16 protein-coding genes are annotated in these 23,638 nt (G+C 62.4%); 11 read left to right on the forward strand and 5 right to left on the reverse strand.

Annotated elements, in window-relative coordinates:
* Nucleotides 1–362 precede the first annotated feature (362 nt).
* Both ACB032_RS14770 and ACB032_RS14775 read left to right on the forward strand, forming a co-directional pair.
* A complete protein-coding gene (locus ACB032_RS14770; protein WP_371138203.1) occupies nucleotides 363–1,433 on the forward strand; it encodes an isopenicillin N synthase family dioxygenase in 1,071 nt (356 codons plus the stop codon).
* Nucleotides 1,434–1,525: 92 nt separating this feature from the next.
* Nucleotides 1,526–2,689, forward strand: a complete 1,164-nt coding sequence (locus tag ACB032_RS14775; RefSeq protein ID WP_371138204.1) for a PLP-dependent aspartate aminotransferase family protein — start codon at nucleotides 1,526–1,528, stop codon at nucleotides 2,687–2,689.
* A 94-nt stretch (nucleotides 2,690–2,783) separates the two neighbouring features.
* On the opposite strand, the gene ACB032_RS14780 is transcribed toward ACB032_RS14775, so the two are convergent.
* Together ACB032_RS14780 and asd are read right to left on the reverse strand one after the other, a co-directional pair.
* Nucleotides 2,784–5,561 (reverse strand): M16 family metallopeptidase, encoded by a 2,778-nt coding sequence (locus tag ACB032_RS14780; protein WP_371138205.1) that lies wholly within the window; start codon nucleotides 5,559–5,561, stop codon nucleotides 2,784–2,786.
* A 605-nt stretch (nucleotides 5,562–6,166) separates the two neighbouring features.
* On the reverse strand, nucleotides 6,167–7,282 hold the full coding sequence (asd, locus tag ACB032_RS14785; protein WP_371138206.1) for an aspartate-semialdehyde dehydrogenase: 1,116 nt from the start codon (nucleotides 7,280–7,282) through the stop codon (nucleotides 6,167–6,169).
* Nucleotides 7,283–7,621: 339 nt separating this feature from the next.
* On the opposite strand from asd, the gene sugE reads away from it, so the two are divergent.
* From sugE to pflB, 4 genes are all read left to right on the forward strand, one after another.
* Nucleotides 7,622–7,936 carry a quaternary ammonium compound efflux SMR transporter SugE gene (sugE, locus tag ACB032_RS14790; protein WP_371138207.1) on the forward strand — a complete coding sequence of 105 codons (315 nt, stop codon included), beginning with the start codon at nucleotides 7,622–7,624 and terminating at the stop codon, nucleotides 7,934–7,936.
* A 127-nt stretch (nucleotides 7,937–8,063) separates the two neighbouring features.
* Entirely contained in the window at nucleotides 8,064–9,824 is a 1,761-nt protein-coding gene (ycaO, locus tag ACB032_RS14795; protein WP_371138208.1) for a 30S ribosomal protein S12 methylthiotransferase accessory factor YcaO, read from the forward strand.
* Nucleotides 9,825–10,204: 380 nt separating this feature from the next.
* Nucleotides 10,205–11,053: a formate transporter FocA gene (gene focA / locus ACB032_RS14800; RefSeq protein WP_011705812.1), complete on the forward strand. Its 849-nt coding sequence runs from the start codon at nucleotides 10,205–10,207 to the stop codon at nucleotides 11,051–11,053.
* Nucleotides 11,054–11,098: 45 nt separating this feature from the next.
* Nucleotides 11,099–13,381: a formate C-acetyltransferase gene (gene pflB, locus ACB032_RS14805; RefSeq protein ID WP_371138209.1), complete on the forward strand. Its 2,283-nt coding sequence runs from the start codon at nucleotides 11,099–11,101 to the stop codon at nucleotides 13,379–13,381.
* Nucleotides 13,382–13,504: 123 nt separating this feature from the next.
* Here pflB and phnX read toward each other — a convergent pair whose 3' ends face one another.
* Genes phnX through phnW form a run of 3 tightly spaced genes read right to left on the reverse strand, consistent with a single transcriptional unit; the run spans nucleotide 13,505 to nucleotide 16,918 of the window.
* Complete coding sequence (gene phnX, locus ACB032_RS14810) at nucleotides 13,505–14,344, reverse strand: phosphonoacetaldehyde hydrolase (RefSeq protein ID WP_371138210.1); 840 nt, start codon at nucleotides 14,342–14,344, stop codon at nucleotides 13,505–13,507.
* Complete coding sequence (locus ACB032_RS14815) at nucleotides 14,337–15,779, reverse strand: aspartate aminotransferase family protein (RefSeq protein WP_371138211.1); 1,443 nt, start codon at nucleotides 15,777–15,779, stop codon at nucleotides 14,337–14,339. Before ACB032_RS14815 ends, phnX begins: the two co-directional genes overlap by 8 nt.
* Complete coding sequence (gene phnW, locus ACB032_RS14820) at nucleotides 15,776–16,918, reverse strand: 2-aminoethylphosphonate--pyruvate transaminase (protein WP_371138212.1); 1,143 nt, start codon at nucleotides 16,916–16,918, stop codon at nucleotides 15,776–15,778. Before phnW ends, ACB032_RS14815 begins: the two co-directional genes overlap by 4 nt.
* A gap of 253 nt (nucleotides 16,919–17,171) precedes the next feature.
* On the opposite strand from phnW, the gene phnR reads away from it, so the two are divergent.
* From phnR to ACB032_RS14845, 5 genes are all read left to right on the forward strand, one after another.
* Entirely contained in the window at nucleotides 17,172–17,879 is a 708-nt protein-coding gene (gene phnR, locus ACB032_RS14825) for a phosphonate utilization transcriptional regulator PhnR (RefSeq protein WP_005300236.1), read from the forward strand.
* Nucleotides 17,880–17,999: 120 nt separating this feature from the next.
* Nucleotides 18,000–19,019 (forward strand): putative 2-aminoethylphosphonate ABC transporter substrate-binding protein, encoded by a 1,020-nt coding sequence (locus tag ACB032_RS14830; protein WP_371138213.1) that lies wholly within the window; start codon nucleotides 18,000–18,002, stop codon nucleotides 19,017–19,019.
* 271 nt (nucleotides 19,020–19,290) lie between these two features.
* Nucleotides 19,291–20,385 (forward strand): putative 2-aminoethylphosphonate ABC transporter ATP-binding protein, encoded by a 1,095-nt coding sequence (locus ACB032_RS14835; RefSeq protein WP_371138214.1) that lies wholly within the window; start codon nucleotides 19,291–19,293, stop codon nucleotides 20,383–20,385.
* A complete protein-coding gene (locus ACB032_RS14840; protein ID WP_371138215.1) occupies nucleotides 20,382–22,118 on the forward strand; it encodes a putative 2-aminoethylphosphonate ABC transporter permease subunit in 1,737 nt (578 codons plus the stop codon). The genes ACB032_RS14835 and ACB032_RS14840 overlap by 4 nt, the downstream gene beginning before the upstream one ends.
* Nucleotides 22,119–22,136: 18 nt before the next feature.
* The gene (locus ACB032_RS14845) at nucleotides 22,137–23,543 is read left to right on the forward strand and encodes an FAD-dependent oxidoreductase (protein ID WP_371138216.1); all 1,407 of its coding nucleotides are present in this window, start codon (nucleotides 22,137–22,139) and stop codon (nucleotides 23,541–23,543) included.
* Nucleotides 23,544–23,638 lie beyond the last annotated feature (95 nt).

Here is a 23,638-nt window from a genome sequence, read left to right on the forward strand (position 1 = left end):
TTGCGCATCTCTGTGCTGGCAGCAACGCTCGCCTCTTTTTGGCTCACGTCGCGCTCACATTGCGCTCAAGGCGGTACATGCCGGGTCAGGCCAACATGGGTGCCAAGTGCGCCGGTATATTGCCATTATCGCCGCTCAATCGGCAGCCACCCGGATGGGTGGCGAATTCTATTTCGATTTTTGTATATAACTAAGAATAATTTGTTGTTTCCGTCTTATAACTCCGAACAGTAGCATCTCCCTCAATCCAAATGACGCCATCCCTAGCAACAGGGCGTTGGCCGGTTCATCGGTCAGGGCGTCGTCGTTTTCATGTCAGGTGTGCGGGTAGCATCTCGCCCCTGGCCAGTGAGGAGGTGCACATGGAACATTCACCACTGCCGATCATCGATCTCGCCGCGCTCGACGGCGCCCCCGAGACCCGTCGCCAGATGCTGGCCACCCTTGGCCGGGCGGCCCGTGAGGTAGGCTTTTTCTATCTGATCGGCCATGGCCTGAGCGAGCAAGAACAGCAGGAAACCCTGGCGCTGGCGGCCCGCTTCTTCGCCCTGCCACAGCAGGAGAAGCTGGCGGTACAGATGGTGCACTCCCCCCACTTTCGCGGTTACAACCAGGTGGGGGCCGAGCTCACCCGGGCGCGGCCGGATCTGCGCGAGCAGTTCGACATCATGAACGAAGAGGCCGCCCTCGATGCCGCCAGCCTGCAGCATCCCTGGCAGCGGCTCATCGGCCCCAACCAGTGGCCGACCGCCCTGCCCGAGATGAAATCTCACCTGCTGGCGTGGCAGGAGCGGCTGAGCGCCATCACCCTCACCCTGCTGGCCGCCTTCGCCGAGGTGCTGGAGCAGCCAGCCGGGGTGTTTGACGAGAGCATTCGCAAGGCGCCCCATCAGCACATGAAGCTGATCCACTACCCGGGGCAAGCCGCAGGGGGCAGCGGTCAGGGGGTGGGCGCCCACAAGGATCCCGGCTACCTGACCCTGGTGATGCAGGATCATCACTCCGGACTCGAGGTGGAGACAGCCGACGGCTGGATCTCGGCGCCGCCCCTGCCGGGCGCCCTGGTGGTCAACATCGGCGAGCTGCTGGAGCTCGCCTCCAACGGCTACCTCAAGGCCACCCTGCACCGGGTGCAGAGCCCGCCGCCCGGGGTATCGCGCCTCTCCTGCGCCTTCTTCATGGCGGCGCGACTGGATGCGACCGTGCCGCTGCTCAGCCTCTCCCCCGCGCTGGCCGCGCTGGCACAGGGGCCCGAGAGCGACCCGACCAACCCGCTCTTTTATCAGGTGGGGGAGAACGTGCTCAAAGGGAGGCTACGCTCCCACCCGGATGTGGCGGCTCGCCACTATGGCGTCGCCCCGGCGTCCGCCAATGCGCAGACAAGCAGCGAACAGATGGCAAAGCGCGATCGGCGCGAGCCACAACTCGCCTGACGCTGCCATACCTAATAGACGGGGGGCGCCACGGTGCCCCTTCAGATGACACAAGCAGTTGGGCCACAACCTGGCAATGACGGAGCAATACAATGAAATTCAAAACCATGAGCGTGCACAGCGGCCAGCGGATCGATCCCCAGACCGGCGCTCTCACCACCCCACTCTACCAGAGCAGCACCTTCAGCTACTTCAACGCCCAGGCGGGCAAGGAGCGCTTCGCCGGTCAGGCTCCCGGCTTCATCTACAGCCGTTTTGGCAACCCGACCACCGCCGAGCTGGAGCAAAAACTCGCGGCGCTGGAAGGGGCCGACGAAGCGCTGGTGGTGGCGAGCGGCATGGCGGCGGTGAGCGCCATCATGTATGCCCTGGCCGACAGCGGCGATGAAGTGGCCTATATCGGCCCGCTCTACGGCGGCACCGATGCGTTTCTCAAGCAGACCTTCAGCCGCGCCGGCATCACGGTCACCGCCTACGAGAGCGATCAGGATCTGCTGGCCAACATCCGCCCCGCCACCAAGGTGGTACTGTTCGAAACCCTGACCAACCCTACTCTCAAGGTGGTGGATCCGCGGGTAGTGGTGGAAGCGGCCCGCAAGGTGGGCGCCATTACGGTCTGTGACAACACCTTCCTCACCCCCTATCTGCTGCGCCCGCTCGAGCTTGGCATCGACATCGTCATGCACAGCGGCACCAAGTACCTGGGCGGCCACGGCGACATCATCGCCGGGGTGGTGGCGGGCTCTCACGCGCTGATGAAGTCGATTCGCACCGTGGCCCTCAAGCACATCGGCTCCCCCATCGGCCCGCAGGAGGCCTACCTGTTGCAGCGCGGGGTCAAGACCCTGCCCCTGCGCATGGATGCCCACCTGCACAACGCCCAGAAGGTGGCCGACTTCCTGGCCGCCCACCCGGCGGTGAAGAAGGTGATCTACCCGGGGCTGGCCAACCATCCGGGCCACGATGCCCTCGGCGCCTTCGCCAGCGGCTTTGGCGGCATGGTGAGCATCGAGCTGGAAGGCGGCTTTGCCCGTTGCGCCACCCTGCTCGACAACCTGCAGCTGTTCGTGCAGGCGGTGAGCCTCGGCGATCTCGAGAGTCTCGCCTGCCATCCGGCCAGCACCACCCACGCCGCCATGGACGAGGCGAGCCGCCTCGCCGCCGGGGTCAATGACGATCTCATCCGCTTCAGCATCGGGGTGGAAGACGCCGACGATCTGATTGCCGATCTGGCCGCCGCCCTGGCCCTGATCTGACCGTTTGCCTCTTTGAGCGCAAAAAAACAGCCCGCCCCCTGCCAGGGGGCGGGCTGTTTTGCTTGCGGACGTCGCCCGATAGGGGCAACCCTGCTTAAGGCGTGGCAGAGAGGCGCTGCACCGGCCAGCCCAACGCGGCCAGCTCGGGAGCCAGCGTCTTGGCATCCCCCACCACCAGGATCACCATGTCGTCGGGATCGAGCCAGCGGCGGGCCAGCTCACGCAGGGTAAACGGAGAGAGCCGGCTCACCTGCTGCACCCGCTGCTCCACATAATCCTCCGGCCACCCCTTGAGCAGAATGGGCAGCATGTACTCCATTTCCTGCGGCAACGTTTCGTAATCGAGCGCCTGCCCATTGAGCACCCGATCCCGCAGGGTGCGCACCTCCAGCCGGGTCGGCCCCAGCCGCTGGTACTTGTCGAGCTCCTGCAGGATCTGCCGCAGGGCTGCCCCGGTCACCCCGCTGCGCACGCTGCTTTGCAGCAGGAAATGGCCCGCATCGGCATTGCCGTCGAAGGCGGCGTCGATAAAGTAGGTGTAACCCAGCTCCTCGCGCAGCCGGATGTGCAGCCGCTCGGCGAGGGACACATTCATCAGCCGGGTCAGGTAGTGCTCGCCGAAGGCATCCTCCGCCATGGCCCGCCGCCCCACCCGGATCTGGCTGAGCGCCGCCCCGGGATTGTCCTGCAGATAGATGGCCCGTTTCGCCTGCTGGCCGCGCCAGCCGAGGGAGTGCAGGGCCGGCGGCTGACCGGCAGGCTCGACCAGAAAGCCGAGGGCCTTCATCACCCGCTCCTGGGCCAGATCCCCGCTCACCACCACCTGGGCTTCCCCGCTGCGATAGACCGACTGATAAAAGTGGCGCACATCGTCCAGCGTCAGCGCGCGCACGCTGGCCAGCAGATCCGGCCGCTTGCTCCCCTCGAGCAGGGCGCCGAACTGCCAGTCCGCCTGCCACTGGGGATCTTTCATCAGCTGTTGCAACCACTGGACATGATCAAAGCGGCTGCGCTCAAAATCGGCTACGCGCATGGCGGGCTGCTGCACCAGCTCCCGCACCAGGGCCAGCGTCTCGTCAAAATGGGAGGTGAGCCCCTCGATCTCGACGTAGCTGCGCCCCTCTCCATGATTGAAGCGAATGCTGGCCCCCAGCTGGCGGGCCCGCTCCTCGATGCTGGCCGCCTGCAACTGCTCGCTGCCAAGGAAGAGCATGGCGTCGGCCAGGGTGGCGACCCCGCCCTTGCCCTCGGGCTCGGCCCGCTCACCGCCCGGCCAGCTGATGCTCATGGCAAAGGCTGGCACCTCGTCGCTGTAGTGACCGAGCAGGGAGATCCGCTCACCCAGCTTGGCCTGCCACAGGGTCGGCATGGGCACCGGCAAGGCGCCGCCGCTGGCCGGCTCCTGGCGCCGGTCCAGGGTCTCCTTGATGACATGCGGCAGCAAAGAGGGGGTCGGCCGGGCCAGCGGCAAGGGGGGCGGCTCGACAAAGTTGGGGCTGCCCGCCTGCCATTCAGGGTGCTCGGCCGGCACCACGCTCAGCACCACCCTGGGCTTGTTCAGCACATAGCGCGTCAACACCCGTTGCAGATCGGTCGGCGTCACCCGGGCGATGCGCTGGAGGTTGCGGTACTGGAAGTTGGGGTCAGCAAACAGGGTGTGGCCGGTGGCCAGTTGCTCCACCTTGCCGGCCACGCTGTCCAGCGGCCAGATCCGCTGGGCCCGCTGGGCATTGACCGAGTGGGCCAGTTGCTCCCGGGAGACACCCTCGCTGGCGAGCTGGCCGACGATCCGGTCGATCTCCGCCTTGATGGGGCCCAGCTCGCCCCCTTTGGCCAGATTGGGCACCGCCTCAATCACCAGCATGCAGGCCAGCACGCCGCACTCCTGCCTGGCCGTCACCGAGACCAGCCGGCCGCTTTGCTGCAGTTGTCGCTGCAACAGGCTGCTGGCCGAGCCCCCCAGCTGATCCGCCAGCAGATCAAGGGCCTCGAAGTCGGGCTCGCGGGCGGAAACGGTCGGATAGGCCAGCACCAGCATGGGTTCGCTGACCCGATCCACCAGGGTGCGATAGCGGCTCTTTTTCAGCGCCACCGGACGCACCACCGGGCTTGTCTGGGTTGGTGACGGAGGCAGCGCGGCAAAGTAGCGCTCGACCCAGGCCAGGGTCTGGGCCGGCTGAATGTCGCCACCGATCACCAGGGTGGCGTTGTTGGGCCCGTACCAGCGCAGGAAGAACTGGCGCACGTCCTCCAGGGTGAGGCGATCCAGGTCCGCCACCCGGCCAAACGGCGTGTTGAAATAGGGGTGATTGGGGGGGTAGAGAGTGCGGTTGAGCACCTCCAGCACCCGGCCGTAGGGAGCAGCATCCACCAGGGTGGCTCGCTCGTTCTTGGCGATGTCGCGCTTGGCCTCCAATTTCTGCTGGTAGAGGGTATCGAGCAGAAACCCCATGCGATCCGCCTCCAGCCAGAGCACCTTCTCCAGCTGATTGGCTGGCAGCGTCTGGCAATAGCGGGTCTGATCCCGGGAGGTCAAGCCGTTGATGTTGCGCCCGCCCACCTGTTGCAACAGCCGGATATAGCCCTCCTCCCCCACGTGGGCCGAGCCCTGAAACATCATGTGTTCGAACAGATGGGCCAACCCGGACTGGCCAGGAGCCTCTTCCGGCAGCCCAACCCGATAGTGGACCGCCACGTGCACCAGGGGATCGGAGTGATCCTGGGTCAGGATCACCGTCAAGCCATTGTCGAGCCGATATTGCTGATAGGGGACGATCAGCGGATCGGCCACTTTTTTCTGCTCCTTGACCAGCACCGGGCCGGCCAAGGCCAAGACACTGAAGAAATAGAGCAAACTCCACACGACTCTCATGTTATTTCCCAATTTTCAAACCTGAACATTATTATTGGCGGTCGCTTCGCGTCGTTCATATCCAGCGCGCAACAACGGAAAAATGGCGACAGCACTCAACAGGCGCTTCGCATTATTGATGACATGAATAATATTTTTGCCGGCAGCAATGTCTGCCCCGAGCCCACCAATGCAGCAGCCAAAGGCTGGCAGCCTGTAACCCGGCCGTGGTCGTCAGTGTAATCAATCAAGCCCCGAAGGGATATCAGCAACAGACGTGCTTTTGTAACAAGGTATATATCTGGCCCATCCGTCAACGCCCTTGAATAGCCTGAACGGCGCTATTTAACCGTGTTAACTTAACCGTGTTAACCGTGCCGATTAACAGTGCCGAAAAATATCGCCGGCATGGCGTTTCGCCCGCTGCTGGGAAATAAATCTGCCGTTATTGAGTCACGAACAAATAAACCCGGCGGTTAGTCAATATTGATTCAATTAATAACAAGCGGATGGCAGCCGCCACTCACCAGCCCACCCTTTTTGTACTCGCCGCCAGCCGGCAGAGTTGGCAAAGGCGCAAAAAAACAGGGGGCCGCGGCCCCCTGTTCATGCTGGGTGCAATCGGCTCAACCGCGATCCAGCAGGATGTTGAGCATGCGGCGCAGCGGCTCGGCGGCGCCCCACAGCAGCTGGTCACCCACGGTGAAGGCGGCCAGGTACTCCGGCCCCATGTTGAGCTTGCGCAGACGACCAACCGGAATGCTGAGGGTGCCGGTGACGGCAGCCGGAGTCAGCTCGCGAGCGGTGATGTCGCGATCGTTGGGGATCACCTTGACCCAATCGTTGTGGGCGGCCAGCAGGGCTTCGACTTCCGCCAGCGGCACGTCTTTTTTCAGCTTGATGGTGAAGGCCTGGCTGTGGCAGCGCAGGGCGCCGATGCGCACGCACAGACCATCCACCGGAATGGCGGCATTTTCGATGCCCAGGATCTTGTTGGTCTCGGCCTGGCCCTTCCACTCTTCGCGGCTCTGGCCGTTGTCGAGCTTGGTGTCGATCCAGGGGATCAGGCCACCGGCCAGCGGTACGCCGAAGTTGTCCACCGGCAGGGTGCCGGAGCGGGTCTTCTCGGTGATCTTGCGCTCGATGTCGAGGATGGCGGAGGCGGGATCCGCCAGCTCCACCGCCACTTCATCGCGCAGCATGCCCATCTGGGTGACCAGCTCGCGCATGTGGCGCGCACCACCACCGGAGGCGGCCTGATAGGTGGCCACGCTCACCCACTCCACCAGATCGGCCTTGAACAGGCCACCCAGGGCCAGCAGCATCAGGCTGACGGTGCAGTTGCCGCCGACGAAGGTCTTGATGCCGTTGTTCAGGGCATGTTCGATGACGTCGCCGTTAACCGGATCCAGGATGATGACCGCGTCCTTCTCCATGCGCAGGGAGGAGGCGGCATCAATCCAGTAGCCCTGCCAGCCGGCGGCTTTCAGGCGCGGATAGACATCCTTGGTGTAGTCGCCGCCCTGGGCGGTGATGATGACGTCCTGTACGGCCAGCGCCTCGATGTCGAAGGCATCCTGCAGGGTGCCGGCATCAACGCCGAAATTGGGGGCGGCCTCACCGGCCTGGGAGGTGGTGAAGAAGGTGGGCTGAATGCGGGAAAAATCCTTCTCTTCCTGCATCCGGCTCATCAACACCGAACCCACCATGCCACGCCAACCGACCAAACCTACTTTTTTCATAATGTCCTACCCTGGATAGCTGCTTATAGAAACCGAGTGTGATACCCGTGATCCCTTGTCCGGCGCGGGCCGTTTACAAGCGGTTCACAAAATATGGGTTGCGAAAAATGCGTCTGTCCACATTACGGATTGTGACGGCGGGCGCAAGTCGAATTGCGCAATATTCTGTGCCGTTCGCTGCAATATCCGTCAGCCTGGCCGACCTACGGGCAGCCGGTTGGCATCCCGCCGCCACTTGGGGCATCATTGAGACCGACCGGCAGCCCCGCTGCCCCTCGGGGACGACCCCGAGGCCTCCTGATACGCAGGGACGACCCTGCTGCCTGCGGAATCTGCCTTATGTCCTGGTTGCTCCTGCTGTTGGCCGGCCTGTTCGAGGTCGCCTGGGCCATCGGCCTCAAGTACACCGACGGTTTCAGCCGTCCCCTGCCCACCCTGCTGACCCTGATCGCCATGGGGGTGAGCGTGCTGCTGCTCGCCATGGCGGTCAAACAGTTGCCCCTTGGTACCGCCTACGCGGTCTGGACCGGCATCGGCGCGGTCGGCACCGTGCTGATGGGGATCTGGTTGTTCAACGAACCGTCTACCCTCGCCCGGGTGCTCTGCCTGCTGCTGATCATCGGCGGGATCCTGGGTCTGAAATTCATCGGCTGAGCCGTGACCGACCTCGGTTGAATGGAGAGCAAAACGGGGCATGGGCCCCGTTTTTTGCCTGCCAAACGCGCCGACCCCTGCTATTATCTGCGGCCAAACATGAGCCAATAAAAATCAGGATATCGTGATGACCGACCACACTTTTATTCCCGGCAAGGACGCGGCGCTGGAAGACTCCATCGAACGCTTCCAGACCAAGCTGCAAGCCCTGGGGTTTGATATCGAAGAGGCCTCCTGGCTCAACCCCGTGCCCAACGTCTGGTCCGTGCACATCCGGGACAAGGAGTGCTCCCTCTGTTTCACCAACGGCAAGGGTGCCAGCAAGAAGGCGGCGCTCGCCTCCGCTCTGGGTGAATATTTCGAACGTCTCTCCACCAACTACTTCTTCGCCGACTTCTATCTGGGCGAGCAGGTCGCCAATGGCGACTTCGTTCACTACCCGAACGAGAAGTGGTTCCCCATCGAGGGGGATCAGCTGCCCACCGGTCTGCTCGACAGCTTCACCCGCAAGTTCTACAACCCGGACGGTGAAGTGACCACCGACATGCTGGTGGATCTGCAATCCGGCAACGAAGAACGCGGCATCGTCGCCCTGCCCTTCGAGCGCCAGTCTGATCACCAGACCGTCTACATCCCGATGAACATCATCGGCAACCTGTATGTCTCCAACGGCATGAGCGCCGGCAACACCCGCACCGAGGCCCGCACCCAGGGGCTGTCGGAGGTGTTCGAACGCCACGTGAAGAACAAGATCATCGCCGAGGCCCTCAGCCTGCCGCTGATCCCGGACGAGGTGATCGCCCGTTACCCCGGCATCAAGGCCTCCATCGATGCGCTGGAAGCCGAAGGTTTCCCCATCTACAGCTTCGACGCCTCCTTGGGCGGTCGCTACCCGGTCATCTGCGTAGTACTGCTCAACCCGAGCAACGGCACCTGCTTTGCCTCCTTCGGCGCCCACCCGCGCTTCGAAGTGGCCTTCGAGCGCACCGTCACCGAGCTGCTGCAGGGCCGCAGCCTCAAGGATCTGGACGTGTTCGTGCCGCCCTCGTTCGACAACGAGCAGGTGGCGGATCACCACAACCTGGAGACTCACTTCATCGACTCCTCCGGCCTCATCAGCTGGGATCTGTTCAAGCAGGATGCGGACTTCGAGTTTGCCGACTGGGACTTCCGCGGCACCTCGCAGGAGGAGTTCGACCACCTGATCGGCATCTTCCACGAGCTGGAGCAGCCGGTCTACATCGCCGACTACGAGCACCTGGGCGTCTACGCCTGCCGCATCCTGGTGCCCGGCATGTCCGACATCTATCCGGCCGAAGATCTGCTGCTGGCCAACAACACCATGGGTGCCCACCTGCGGGAGACCATCCTGGCGCTGCCGGCGCTGGAGTGGGACGCAGAGCAGTACATGGCGCTGTTCGACCAGCTGGATGAAGAGGGTCACGACGAGCGCACCCGGGTGCGCGAGCTGCTCGGCATCGCCGCCGCCAAGGGCACCGCCCTGCACACCCTGCGGGTGGGCGAGCTCAAAGCCATGCTGGCACTGGCCGCCGGCGAACTCGACACGGCGCTCGATCTCATCGACTGGACCATGGAGTTCAACCAGTCCGTGTTCCCGGCCGATCGTGCCAACTACTACCGTGCCCTGCGCGCCTGCGTCGAGCTGTTCCTGGATGAGGATCGCGACCCCGAGCAGTACCGCGCCGTGTTCACCCGCATGTATGGTGCAGAGACGCTGGCCGAGGCCTGGGCCCACGCCAGCGGTGAAGCGCGCTTCCACGGACTGACAGCCGCCGACCTGTCCCTCAGCCAGTTCCCGCTGCATCAGAAGCTGCTGGCAGCCTATGAGAAGCTGCAGAAGGCCAAACGAGCCCATTCATGGGGCTGATGTGGTAGTATGTGAAGGGGCCCTGATGGCCCCTTTTGCTTTATGGTCGCCAGAGAGGCGATTTGTTATTCAAAGATGAAATAAAAAACAAAAAATACCTCTTAGGGGGTTGCCAAGCCGGGGCAGAGAATGCTGGGGAGATGCAAAGATGCCTTGCCAGTACCATTTTTAGGCGATGAAAAATAAATTGTTTAAAATCATTGCATTAAAAAATCAGCATTTATGTTTCAGCTGAAACCTGGTGTAAAGCAACGCTGCCGGAGGACTCAAATTTTTGTAGTAAAATTACATTCACAATCTGCAATTCTTGATCGGAGTCAATTTTGACGATCTGGCCCTTTGTTATGATTTCCACAGGCAAAACATCAGGTACATGAGAATTGAAAGCAGAATCTCCCTTTGATTGTCTCAAGCCAGAAGCCATCGCTGCACTGGCAGAAGATATCACCTATGCCAAGGCCACCAAGCCTGCATACAAGGTCATCCCCCTGGCCATCACCGCAGGCGCTTTCATCGCCATTGCTTTCGTCTTCTTCATCACGGTGACTACCGGTGCCGGCAATGTGGCCTGGGGTCTCAGCAAGCTGGTCGGCGGTCTCTGTTTCGCACTGGGTCTGATCCTCTGCGTGCTGCTCGGTGCCGAGCTGTTCACCTCCACTACCCTGACCCTGGTGGCCAAGGCGGCCAACCGCATCACCTGGGCCCAGCTGTTCAAGAACTGGGGACTGGTCTACTTCGGCAACCTCATCGGCGGTCTCATCATCGTCGGCCTCATCATCATGTCGGCCGAATACATGGCGGCAGATGGTCAGTGGGGTCTGAACGCCCTCAAGGTGGCCCAGCACAAGATCCACCATACCTTCTTCGAGGCCCTTGCCCTCGGTATCCTCTGCAACCTCATGGTGTGTCTCGCCGTGTGGATGGCGTTCGGCGCCCGCAGTGCGACCGACAAGGTGATGGTCATGCTGCTCCCCGTCGCCATGTTCGTGGCCTCCGGTTTTGAGCACAGCATCGCAAACATGTTTATGATCCCGGTCGGTATCGCTATCCATGCGGTAGCAGGCCCGGAATTTTGGCAGGCCATCGGCCAGGACCCGGCGACCTTTGCCGACCTGACCGTATCCAACTTCGTCCTACACAACCTCATTCCCGTCACCATAGGTAATATCATTGGTGGTGGCGTCATGGTTGGTCTGACTTACTGGTTTATCTTCCGTCGTCATCATTAAGGATGATTGCGGGATACTACATCAATACCGTGTGAGGTAATGAAAATGGCAGAACTTAACGAACAGTTCCAAAAAGCATGGGAAGGCTTCGCGGCCGGTGAATGGCAGACCTCTGTCAACACCCGTGACTTCATCCAGAAGAACTACACCCCGTATGAAGGTGACGAGTCCTTCCTGGCTGGCGCGACCGAAGCTACCACCAAGCTGTGGGACAAGGTCATGGAAGGCATCAAGATCGAGAACCGCACCCACGCGCCGGTCGATTTTGATACCGACCTGCCCTCCACCATTACCGCTCACGATGCCGGCTATATCGATCAGGGCCTGGAGCAAATCGTTGGTCTGCAGACCGACAAGCCGCTCAAGCGCGCCATCATCGCCAACGGCGGTATCAAGATGGTCAAGACCTCTTGCGAAGTGTACGGTCGTCAGCTGGACCCGATGGTCGAGAAGATCTTCACCGAGTACCGCAAGACTCACAACCAGGGCGTGTTTGACGTTTACACCAAAGACATCCTGAACTGCCGCAAGTCCGGCGTCATCACCGGTCTGCCGGATGCCTACGGCCGTGGCCGTATCATCGGTGACTACCGTCGTGTTGCCCTGTACGGTATCGACTTCCTGATGGCCGACAAACTGGCCCAGTTCAAGTCCCTGCAGGCTGACCTGGAAAACGGTGTCAACCTGGAAGCCACCATCCGTCTGCGCGAAGAGATCTCCGAGCAGCACCGTGCCCTGGCACAGATGAAGGTAATGGCTGCCAAGTACGGTTGCGATATCTCCGTTCCGGCCAAGAACGCCAAAGAAGCCGTCCAGTGGACCTACTTCGCCTACCTGGCGGCAGTCAAGTCCCAGAACGGCGCCGCCATGTCCTTCGGTCGTACTTCCAGCTTCCTGGACGTGTACATCGAGCGCGACCTGAAGAAAGGCCTGATCACCGAGCAAGAAGCCCAGGAGCTGATGGACCACATGGTCATGAAGCTGCGTATGGTTCGCTTCCTGCGTACCCCGGAATACGATTCACTGTTCTCCGGCGACCCGATGTGGGCTACCGAGACCCTGGCTGGTATGGGCGTTGATGGCCGTACCCTGGTCACCAAGAACAGCTTCCGTATGCTGAACACCCTGTACACCATGGGCCCGTCCCCTGAGCCGAACCTGACCATCCTGTGGTCCGAGAAGCTGCCGGTCGGTTTCAAGAAGTACTGCGCCAAGGTATCCATCGAGACCTCTTCCGTTCAGTACGAGAACGACGACCTGATGCGTCCGGACTTCAACAACGATGACTACGCCATCGCTTGCTGTGTGTCCCCGATGATCGTCGGCAAACAGATGCAGTTCTTCGGTGCCCGTGCCAACCTGGCCAAGACCATGCTGTATGCAATCAACGGCGGTATGGACGAGAAGCTCAAGATCCAGGTCGGCCCGAAGACCGAAATGGTCAAGTCCGAGTACCTCGACTACAACGACGTGATGGATCGTCTGGATCACTTCATGGACTGGCTGGCCAAGCAATACGTTGCCGCGCTGAACATCATCCACTACATGCACGACAAGTACAGCTACGAAGCCTCTCTGATGGCGCTGCACGACCGTGACGTATATCGCACCATGGCGTGTGGTATCGCCGGTCTGTCCGTAGCCGCTGACTCCCTGTCTGCCATCAAGTTCGCCAAGGTCAAGCCGGTTCGTGACGAAGATGGCGTTGCCATCGACTTCGAAATCGAAGGCGAGTACCCGCAGTTCGGTAACAACGACGCTCGCGTCGATGACATCGCCTGCGACCTGGTTGAGCGCTTCATGAAGAAGATTCAGAAGCTGAACACCTACCGTGGTGCCGTGGCTACCCAGTCCGTGCTGACCATCACCTCCAACGTGGTGTACGGCAAGAAGACCGGTAACACCCCGGATGGCCGTCGCGCTGGTGCGCCGTTCGGCCCGGGTGCCAACCCGATGCACGGTCGTGACCAGAAGGGTGCCGTTGCTTCCCTGACTTCCGTTGCCAAGCTGCCGTTCGCTTACGCCAAAGATGGTATCTCCTATACCTTCTCCATCGTGCCGAACGCGCTGGGTAAAGACATGGAAGCCCAGAAAGCCAACCTGGCCGGTCTGATGGATGGTTACTTCCACCATGAGTCCAACCTGGAAGGCGGTCAGCACCTGAACGTCAACGTGATGAACCGTGAAATGCTGCTGGACGCCATGGAAAACCCGGAAAAATATCCGCAGTTGACCATCCGCGTATCCGGTTATGCCGTTCGCTTCAACTCTTTGACCAAAGAGCAACAGCAAGACGTCATCACCCGTACCTTCACCGCTTCTCTGTAATAGAGTCTCGGTGAGCAAAAACCGGCGCCAAGGCGCCGGTTTTTTTATGCCTGATAGTCAGGGAGCATAGGCCTGAAAACCTGCCGGCAAGGCCGGCACTCCCCTCCTATCATACCGCCTTGTTCAGGGCCGCTCCCCTGCCGCCAGGCGGCGGTTGATATCGGCGATGACCGGCGCGATGTCGGCCAGGGTGTCGATCACATAGTGGGCCCCCGCCGCCCGCAGTTTGGCCTCGGCCGGTGCACGCCGGGCGGTGATCTCCGTTTCGCTCATGGCGGAAAACGCTTCCCATGTGGCGCCAAACTCGTTGCCGGAGACCGACAATCCCACCGTCCACATACCGGCATTCAACCCTTCGCTGATACCCGGCACGGCGTCATCTACCTTGATGCAACGATGCACCGCGCTCACTCCCAGCTCAATCACGTTGGCCAGCGCCATCCAGGGACCGGGGCGACCACCAGCCTTGAGATCGTCGGTCGCGACCCAGTGATCCGGGCGATAGCCGTGATCGGCCGCCGCAGGTACCAGCGTCTCCATCACCGGGCGGGGGTAACCGGAGCAGGATCCGATTTTCATCCCCTGCCCCCGCAGTGTCTCCAGCACCGGCAGCACACCTGGGATCGGGGCAGCAAAGCGGGTCACCGCGGCAATCTGCAGCGGCATAAAGGTGTGATAGAGGTGGTCCACCTCGGCATGGTTCATGGGGTGGCCGAAGCGGGCCTGCCAGCGTGCATCCACCGAGGGCAGACGGCCCAGCGCGGCGATATGGTCCCATTTGCCCAGCCCCATGGGCTGGCGCGCTTCGTCCAGGGTCACGGAGAAGTCATAGGCGCGGGCGAAGGCCTCGACGAAGATGGAGGTGGGGGCGAAGGAGCCGAAATCGACGACGGTACCGGCCCAGTCGAGGATCAGCGCTTCTACGTCGGTGGCCGGGTCGATGGCAGTCTGCAAGTCAGTCATGGTGGTGTTCCTGTTTCGGTGAAAGTGCGATCTCGCCAAGGGCGCGATCGAGAATGGTGATGGCGCGCACCAGATCGGCGCGGACGATATTGAGCGGCGGCGAGAGCTGGATGACGTTGCCCTGGGAGACTTTGAAGCTGAGCCCAAGCTCCAGACAGCGGTAGAGCAGCCGCTCGGCGGCCTGGCTGTTGCGGGTGCGACTCTGGTGATCGACCACCAGATCGAGCGCCCACAAAAGACCGATACCCCGCACCTGCCCGATCAGCGGGTGGCGCTCGGCCAATTTGCCGAGCTCGGCCGCCATAAAACGGCCATCCTCCTGCGCTTTTGCCAGCAATCCCGCTTCGCGGATTGTCTCTATCGTGGCGAGGGCCGCCGCGCAGCCGATAGGGCTCTTCTCGTGGGTGTAGTGACCGAGCGAAATAGCTGCGGCCTGATTGAAACGGTCGCGGGTGATGAGCGCCGCAAACGGCACCACCCCGCCCCCCAACCCCTTGCCCAAGCAGATAATGTCGGGCTCGATGCCAAACTCCTCGAAGCTGAACCAGTGGCCGGTACGGCCCAGCGCGTTGGGGATTTCGTCGACGATCAACAGCACCTTGTGGCGATCGCAGATCTCCCGCACCCGCTGCCAGTAGGCCTTCGAGGGCACCTGCACGTCGGTGTTGCGGATGGGCTCGGCGATAAAGGCGCCTACTCCCCCCTCCTTCTCGATGACGTACTCCAGATAATCGGCGTAGTGCAGGTCATCCCCTTCCCCGCGATACCAGACACCGCGATAACGGGTGGGGGGCGGGATGCGCTCCACCCCGGCCATCAGCGGGCCCATACCGGCGCGAAAACAGGCCTCGCCGCCGACCGAGATGGCATCGAGGGAGGCGCCGTGAAAGGCATCCCACAGAGACACTACCTTGCTGTTGCCGGTGATGAAACGGGCAAGCTTCAGGGCAATCCCCACCACCTCGCTGCCGCCGGGGGCGAACAGCACCCGGTTGAGATCGCCGGGGGCCAGTTCGGCCAGAGTGCGGGCGCAGTCAATGGCAACCTGATGGGTGTAACGGCGGGGTGCGAACGGCAGATCGGCGAGTTGCTGCTGCACCGCGGCCACCACCTTGGGGTGACCGTGGCCCAACTGATGGACGCTGTTGCCGTGAAAATCGAGGTAACGCGCGCCCGATACGCTGGTCAGCCAACTCCCCTGCGCGTGCTCAAGCAGATCGAGACAGGGGGTGGAGAGCGCCTGATGGAGGAAGTAGCGGCTATCCTCCGCCAATCCGGCCTGTACATCTTCGCTCTGGCCCGCCCACCAGCGTGCCCGTCCCTCGCCGAGGTTGATATCCCCTTCGCTGTCGGCGCGGCCGCTGCCGTGCAGCTTCTTATCGTCATGTAAATCGCGGCCACGCAGATCACGACCCTGAGGCGCCATGCTGGTCATTGCGCGTCCTCTTGCCAGTAGCAGGCGCTGGCCATGGCGGCGAGCAAGCCGCGCACCCGCGCTGGCGTCACGTCACCGATATTGCCGATGCGAAAGCAGTCGGCCTGAGAGACCTTGCCCGGATAGATGACAAAGCCCTGCGCCTTGAGCCGCTGATAGAAGTCGGCGAAGCGGTAGTCAGGATGGGCCGGAGAGTAAAAGGCGGTGATGATGGGTGATTGCCACTGCTCGGGCAGCAGCGGCGCAAAGCCGAGGGCAGCCATCCCCGTCACCAGGGTGCGCTGGTTCTCGCTGTAGCGCTGATGGCGGGCGGCAATGCCCCCCTCCTCTTCCAGCTCGCGCAGGGCCTGGGCAAAGGCCAGCACGGTATGGGTGGGCGAGGTAAAGCGCCACTTGCCCCCCTGCTGCTCCATGGTCTGCCACTGGGCATGCAGGTCGAGGGAGACCGAGCGGGCGCGACCGGAGCAGGCCGCCAGTGCGGCGCGGCGAGCGATGACGAAGCCAAAGCCCGGCACCCCCTGGATGCACTTGTTGGCGGAGCTGATGAGAAACTCGATGCCAAGGCACCCCATGTCGATGGGAATGCCACCAAAGCTGCTCATGGCATCGACGATCAGGCGAATGCCGCGGCGCTGGCAGAGCGCAGCCACCTCCTCCAGCGGGTTGAGCATGCCGGTGGTGGTCTCGCAGTGCACCATGGCCAGATGGGTGATCTCGGGGTGGCGCGCCAGCATCGCCTCGATGGCGGCGGGCTCTGGGCGGGTTGTTTCGCCGCAGTCGAGCTCATGGTGGCGCAGGCCAAGGCAGCGAGCCATCTCCCCCATGCGGGCACCGTAGGCGCCGTTGTTGATGATCAGCAGACACTCATCGACGCCTATCGCCGAGCCCAGCACGCTCTCCACCACATAGCTGCCGCTCCCCTGCAGCAGTACGGTGCTGTAGTCGCTCGCATATTCCGGGCCAGTGGCGAGGTGCACCAGCTCACGGCGGATGGGCTCTACCACACCGAGGTTGTAGTCCGCATCCCAGGTGCAGCTGTCTTGCAGCATGGCGGCGCGCACAGTCGCTGTGGTTGAGAGGGGGCCCGGGGTCAGCAGCAGGTAATCGACGGCGGCAGGGGCCGCAGGAATATGGGTCATGACTTCGCTCCTTTTGGTATATACCAGAATGAGCGCATTGTGGGTAACTGCCCCGCCAAGGTCAAAGGGGTGGCGCTACGTGCAACAAAAAATTCATTTTCAGCGCCGGGATCGCGATAATCTAGGAGGCCTGAACAACAGGGCCGAAACTGGTATCTACCAACATGTTTTGACATCGCCGTTTAACGACCGGGCAGATAACCAGCCCTGTGCCCAGCCCATTGCCCAACTCATTGCACAACCAGGGATTTTCATGAGCAAACCGCAATATCTGCAGATCAAGGATGCCCTCGCCAACCAGATCCTGGCAGGGGGCCTGGCCCCCAACGACAAGCTCCCCTCCGAGCGGCTGCTGGGGGAACTCTATGGCACCACAAGGGTCACCATTCGCGAGGCACTGGTGCAGCTGGAGGCAAACGGCCTTATCTATCGGGAGGATCGCCGCGGCTGGTTCGTCACCCCGCCGCGCTTTCGCTTGAACCCCAGACGCACCTCCAACTTTCACCAGATAGTGCGGGAGCAAGGGGGTGAGCCGCGTACCGAGCTGCTGGAGAAAAGCCGCCAGGCAGTGCCGCCCGCGTTGATGGCGCAGTTGCAGCTCAAGCCGTTCGACAGCCTGTTTCTGCTAAAACGGCTGCGCTATGCCAATGGGCGCGCCATCTGCTACTGCGAGAACCACTGCCTGCCTGAGCGGGTGCCCGGCCTGCTGGAGCTGGATCTAAACGGTAGTCTGACCGAGATCTATCAGGCCCATTACGATCTTCACTACGCCCGCATGCAGGTGCGCTTCTTCCCCACCGCCCTGCCGGACGAGGTGGCCAAGGCGCTCGGGGCCACCGCCGGTCTGCCCGCCCTGCGCCTCGAGCGACTCAACTTCGATCAGCACGGTCGGGTGCTCGACTTCGATCTGGAGTACTGGCGCCACGACAGTCTGGAGATCGAGGTAGATACCCAGGATTAGTCAGGGGCAAATCAAGAACGGCAAAACGTCACGGGGCTGTCACGGTCACGTCATAAAAATCCCCTAGCCTCTCTCTCGACCAATCTGGTTTATACCAAACCAATTTAACTGGAGAAGAGGATGAAACAGGGAACCCATCTGCTGGCCGCCGCCGTGTTGGCTGCCACGACAGCTCCGGCACTGGCCGCCACCGATCTTACCGTCTATACCGCCTTCGAACCGGAGCAGCTCGGCGAGCTGAAAACCGCGTTCGAGCGCCAGCATCCGGATATCAACATCAAGTGGGTGCGTGACTCCACCGGCGTGGTCACCGCCCGCTTGCTGGCAGAAAAAGCCCAGCCCAAGGCGGATGTGGTATGGGGACTGGCGGCCACCAGCCTGATGCAGCTCGATCAGCAGCAGATGCTCAATGCCTATGCCCCGAAAGGGCTGGACAAGCTCGACAGCCGCTTTCGCGACAGCAAGGCCGAGCCACACTGGATAGGACTGGACGCCTTCTTCAGCGCCATCTGCTTCAACAAGGTAGAGGCCGAGAAACAGGGGATCCCGGCACCCACCAGCTGGGCCGACCTCACCAAGCCCATCTACAAGGGCAAGGTGATCATGCCCAACCCCAGCTCCTCCGGCACAGGTTACCTGAGCGTCGCTGGCTGGCTGCAAACCATGGGTGAGCAGCAGGGCTGGCAATTTATGAACGGCCTGCACCAGAACATCGACCGTTACACCCACTCGGGCTCGGCCCCCTGCAAGCTGGCTGCCAGCGGCGAGACGGTGATCGGTATCTCCTTCGACTTCCCGGCTACCAGCCTCAAGGCCAAGGGTGCCCCCATCGAGGTGGTGTTCCCGAAAGAGGGTTCGGGCTGGGACATGGAAGCTGCCGCCATCATCAAGGGCACCCCCAAGCTGGAGGCCGCCAAGCAGCTGCTCGACTTTGCCGCCACCGAACAGGCCAATGCCCTCTACAACAAGTCGTTCGCAGTGGTCGCCATTCCGGATGTAGCCAAGCCCAGAGCCGGTTATCCCGCCAACATCAAGGGCCAGATGATCGACAACGACTTTGGCTGGGCTGCCCGCGAGCGCAACGCCATCCTGGCCCAGTGGAGCGCCAGCTTCGACGGCAAAACCGAAGCCAAACAGTAATCCCGCTGAGGGCTGGTTTGTGCGATGGCGACACTTCGCCATCGACCCATTCATTGCCGAAGGCCAACTCAAGTTGGCCTTCACTTTTTGGCATCGTCTCCCCTGTTTGTGTCGTTCTCAATGGGCGGCACCTACCCTATCCACATGCGACCAAGCCACTTGCTGGCGACCCGTCGTCATCTGACTGTCATCAAGCTGTCATCCCCCGATCACCTGACCGTCACACTTTGCCCGCAAACTGGTATATACCAAATCAGTAGCGAGTCGAACCATGACCCAGCCCTATCTGGACATTCAACATCTCAACAAGCAGTTCGGTGCTTTTCAGGCCCTCAAGGGGATCTCTCTGACCATTGAGCCGGGGGAGTTTATCTGCTTTCTCGGCCCCTCCGGCTGCGGCAAAACCACCTTGCTCAGAGCCATCGCCGGGCTGGATCTGCCGGACAGCGGCGAGATCTGGCAAGGGGGGCGCAATATCTCCCAGCTGCCGCCCCAGCAGCGCGATTTTGGCATCGTGTTTCAGTCCTATGCCCTCTTCCCCAACCTGACGGTGGCCCAGAACATCGCCTTTGGCCTTGAGAATCAGGGACTGGCGCGGGATCTCATCAAGGAGCGGGTCGATCACTGGCTGGGGCTGGTGGATCTCACTGCCCAGTCCCACAAATACCCGAGCCAGATCTCCGGCGGCCAACAGCAGCGGGTGGCGCTGGCCCGGGCGCTGGCCCTCTCCCCCGGCCTGCTGCTGCTGGACGAACCGCTCAGCGCACTGGATGCGCTGGTGCGCACCCACCTTCGCAGCGAGATCCGCGCCCTGCAGCAGCGTCTTGGCATCACCACCATCATGGTGACCCACGATCAGGAAGAGGCGCTGACCATGGCCGATCGCATCGTGGTGATGGAGGCTGGCCGTATCGTGCAGGTGGGCACCCCGCAGGAGATCTACCACCAGCCTGCCAGCCGCTTCGTGGCAAGCTTCGTCGGCACCATGAACTTCCTCGACGCCCTGGTGCTGAGCCCCACTCAGGTGCGCCTTAACGAGCAGCCACTGCAACTCGCCAACCGGGCCGCAGCCGGCAGCAAATTGCAGGTGGCGATCCGCCCCGAGGCAATCACCCTGAGTGCGCCGAGCGAACCGTGTCTTGGGCAACGTGGTGTTGAAGCAACCATCGAGCAGGTGGAGTTTCTCGGCGCAGCCCTGCGCCTGATCTGCACCGCCGACACCTATCTGGGCCCGCAGCAAATTCTGGTGGAGCGCCCGACCCACGAGCTGCCCCGCCACGAACAGGGTGGCTGGCGCAGCGGCATGCGCTGCTCGCTGCACTGGCACGCCGGGGCGATGCAACTGTTTGAAGGAGAGCGCCCATGACTGCCCCCTTTGCGACCTCCTCCCTGTTGCCACCCGCGACAGCCCGGCAAGACGCCCGCTGGCAGCGGCTCTGTCGCGGCTGGAGCCGGGATCAACTGCTGCAACTGACTCTACTAGTGCTCGGCATCACCCTGCTGGTGGGGGGTCTCTTGCTGCCACTGCTCACCATGCTGCAAAAGAGTCTGCAGGATGAGAACGGCCTCTGGGTGGGCCTTGCCAACTTCAGCGCATATTTCGACTCCCCTCATCTGGGGCGCACCATCGGCAACACCCTCTGGCTCGGGGTGCTGATCACCGCCCTGGTGGTGACCATCGCCTTTGGCTACGCCTATGCCCTCACCCGCACCTGCATGCCGGGCAAGAGCCTGTTTCGCCTCATCGGCCTTATTCCGCTGTTGATGCCCTCCCTGCTGCCCGCCATCAGTCTGGTCTACTGGTTTGGCAATCAGGGAGTTGCCAAGGGGCTGCTCGGCGGTGAGAGCATCTACGGCCCCATCGGCATCGTCATTGGTCTGGGCTTCTGGTGCTTCCCCCACGCCCTGATGATCCTCATCACGGCGCTGGGCCAGAGCGATGCCCGCCTCTATGAAGCCTCCCGGGTGCTCGGCAGCAGCGGCTGGCGCACCTTTGTCACCGTCACCCTGCCCACCGCCCGCTATGGCCTGCTCAGTGCCGCCATCGCCGTCTTCACCCTCACCATCTGCGACTTCGGGGTGGCCAAGGTGATTGGCGGCCAGTACAGCGTGCTGGCCACCGACATCTACCGGCAGGTGATCGGGATGCAGAACTTCTCGCTGGGCGCAGTGGCCAGCGTCACCCTGCTGCTGCCGGCGCTCTTGAGCTTTGCGCTGGAGCACAGGGTGCGCAGCAAGATGCAGGAGCAGAGCAGCACCAAGGCGGTGCCCTATCAGCCCAAACCCCATCGGCTGCGGGATCTGCTGGCGCTCGGCTGGTGCACGCTCTGGGCCCTGCTGTTTCTGGCGCTGGTGGGGATGGCCGTTTACGGCTCTCTGGTGCAGTTCTGGCCCTACAACCTCGCTCTGACGCTGGATCACTACGCCTTTGACAGCAACAGCGTCTACGGCTGGCAGCCCTTTACCAACACCTTGCAGCTGGGCCTCTATACCGCGCTTATCGGCACCGTGCTGGTGATGGTACTGGCCTGGGCACAGGAGAAGGGGCGCCACTTTGCATGGCTTCGCCAGTTGCTGCATCTGCTTGCCATGCTGTCGCTGGCGGTGCCCGGCATGGTGCTGGGGCTGGGTTACATCTTCTTTTTCAACGGCAATCCGCTCTTTGGCAGCCTATACGGCACCCTGCCGCTGATGGTGCTCTCCTGCGTCATCCACTACTACACCGTGGGTCATATGACGGCGCTGACCAGCCTCAAGCAACTGCCCAAGGAGCTGGAGCTGGTGGCCATCTCATTGCGCATTCCGCTCTGGAAGGCGTTCTGGCGGGTCACCCTGCCCGCCTCCCTGCCGGCACTGCTGGAGATCTTTATCTATCTGTTCGTCAACGCCATGACCACCACCTCGGCGGTGATCTTCCTCTATTCGAGCGACAGCGTGCTCGCCTCCATCGCCGTGCTCAATATGGAGGATTCCGGCGATACCGCCGCGGCCGCCGCCATGGCCACCCTGATCCTGCTGGCCGCCGCTACCGTCAAGCTGCTCCAGCTCTTTTTGAGCCGCGCCCTGCTGGATCGCACCCAGCGCTGGCGCCACCCATAACCTTATCGAGGAGTCATCATGTCCACTCTCCCCTTCTGGCTGGCCGAAGCGCTCGCCGCCGAACAGCCCGCGCCCCCCACGCCCTTAGTCGGCAACCACGAGGCCGATGTCTGCATCGTCGGTGGCGGCTTTACCGGGCTGTGGAGCGCCATCGCCCTGAAACAGGCCGAGCCACACTTGCGCATCCTGGTGCTGGAAAAAGATCGCTGCGGCAGCGGCGCCTCCGGGCGCAACGGCGGCTGCCTGCTCACCTGGTCGGCCAAGTATTTGACGTTAAAGCGCCTCTTTGGCGAAGAGCAGGCCGCCTGGCTGGTGCAAGGCTCCGAGCAGGCGGTGCACGAGATAGCCCGCTTCTGTGAACAGCACCAGATAGAGGCGGAGCTGAGGGTCGAGGGCACCTGCTACACCGCCACCAGCGAGGCGCAGCGCGGCCTGATGGAGCCGGTATTGCAGGAACTCAAGCGAGCCGGCCTTAACCAGTGGCAGGCAATTGCGGAGGGTGAACTGGCAAGCCAAAGCGGCTCCCACGTTCATCTGGAGGGGCTCTACAGCCCCCACGCGGGTTCGGTGCAACCGGCACTGTTGGTGCGCGGCCTGCTGCGGGTGGCGCGGGAACTGGGGGTCGAGGTCTATGAGCACTCCCCCATGCAGCGCCTTGAGGCGGGCCAGCCTGCGCGGGTGCAGACGCCACAGGGTGAGGTGCGCGCCCGCAAGGTGGTGCTGGCCCTCAACAGCGCCATGGTGCAGCACTTTCGCGAGTTTCGCCGCAGCATAGTGCTGGTCTCCTCCGATATGGTGATCACCGACCCCGCGCCGGATGCACTGGCCGCCCAGCAGCTTGCGCACGGCCGCTCCGTGGTGGATGGCCGCACCTTTGTCCACTACTACCGATCCACTGCGCAAGGGCGGCTGATGCTGGGCAAGGGGGGCAACACCTTCGCCTTTGCCAACCGCCATCTGGCCGAGTTCGATGCGCCGAGCCGTTATCTTGCCCCCCTCACCCGTACCCTGCGCCGCTTCTTTCCGGCCCTTGCAGAGGTGCCCATCGCCGCCAGCTGGTGCGGCGCCTCCGACCGCTCGGTGGATGGCCTCCCCTTCTTCGGCCACTGGCGAGGGCAGCCCAACGTTGTCTATGGCCTCGGCTACTCCGGCAACGGGGTGGCGCAGAGCTGGATCGGCGGCCAGATCCTGGCAGCCTTGGTGCGCGATGAAGTGCGGAAGGAGGACAAGCCGTGGCGCGAATGCGCGCTGGTCAGCGGCCCACGCGGCTACTTTCCGCCCGAGCCCTTTCGCTGGCTGGGGGCCATGGCGGTGCGCAACGCCATCCGGCGCAAGGAGCGGGCAGAGGATGAGAACCGTCCGGTGGCCTGGTATGACAAACAGCTGGCCAAACTTGCCGATGCGGCGGGCAAGGCGGACAAATAGGCACCTTCGCAGAGCTTAGAAAGGAGCCAGAAAGCCGAAGGGGCAGGAGAGTGATGACTCCCCTGCCCCTTCGCAGTTGGTACGGCTCGCGGCTG

Origin of the sequence: Aeromonas sp. S5(2024), assembly GCF_041403025.1 — a bacterium.
Lineage (GTDB): Bacteria > Pseudomonadota > Gammaproteobacteria > Enterobacterales > Aeromonadaceae > Aeromonas > Aeromonas hydrophila.

Excerpts from the sequence above, each read along its gene's own strand:
- ACB032_RS14770 (WP_371138203.1), top strand. The coding sequence starts at position 363 with ATGGAACATTCACCACTGCCGATCATCGATCTCGCCGCGCTCGACGGC.
- ACB032_RS14775 (WP_371138204.1), top strand. The coding sequence starts at position 1,526 with ATGAAATTCAAAACCATGAGCGTGCACAGCGGCCAGCGGATCGATCCC.
- ACB032_RS14780 (WP_371138205.1), bottom strand. The coding sequence starts at position 5,561 with ATGAGAGTCGTGTGGAGTTTGCTCTATTTCTTCAGTGTCTTGGCCTTG.
- asd (WP_371138206.1), bottom strand. The coding sequence starts at position 7,282 with ATGAAAAAAGTAGGTTTGGTCGGTTGGCGTGGCATGGTGGGTTCGGTG.
- sugE (WP_371138207.1), top strand. The coding sequence starts at position 7,622 with ATGTCCTGGTTGCTCCTGCTGTTGGCCGGCCTGTTCGAGGTCGCCTGG.
- ycaO (WP_371138208.1), top strand. The coding sequence starts at position 8,064 with ATGACCGACCACACTTTTATTCCCGGCAAGGACGCGGCGCTGGAAGAC.
- pflB (WP_371138209.1), top strand. The coding sequence starts at position 11,099 with ATGGCAGAACTTAACGAACAGTTCCAAAAAGCATGGGAAGGCTTCGCG.
- phnX (WP_371138210.1), bottom strand. The coding sequence starts at position 14,344 with ATGACTGACTTGCAGACTGCCATCGACCCGGCCACCGACGTAGAAGCG.
- ACB032_RS14815 (WP_371138211.1), bottom strand. The coding sequence starts at position 15,779 with ATGACCAGCATGGCGCCTCAGGGTCGTGATCTGCGTGGCCGCGATTTA.
- phnW (WP_371138212.1), bottom strand. The coding sequence starts at position 16,918 with ATGACCCATATTCCTGCGGCCCCTGCCGCCGTCGATTACCTGCTGCTG.
- phnR (WP_005300236.1), top strand. The coding sequence starts at position 17,172 with ATGAGCAAACCGCAATATCTGCAGATCAAGGATGCCCTCGCCAACCAG.
- ACB032_RS14830 (WP_371138213.1), top strand. The coding sequence starts at position 18,000 with ATGAAACAGGGAACCCATCTGCTGGCCGCCGCCGTGTTGGCTGCCACG.
- ACB032_RS14835 (WP_371138214.1), top strand. The coding sequence starts at position 19,291 with ATGACCCAGCCCTATCTGGACATTCAACATCTCAACAAGCAGTTCGGT.
- ACB032_RS14840 (WP_371138215.1), top strand. The coding sequence starts at position 20,382 with ATGACTGCCCCCTTTGCGACCTCCTCCCTGTTGCCACCCGCGACAGCC.
- ACB032_RS14845 (WP_371138216.1), top strand. The coding sequence starts at position 22,137 with ATGTCCACTCTCCCCTTCTGGCTGGCCGAAGCGCTCGCCGCCGAACAG.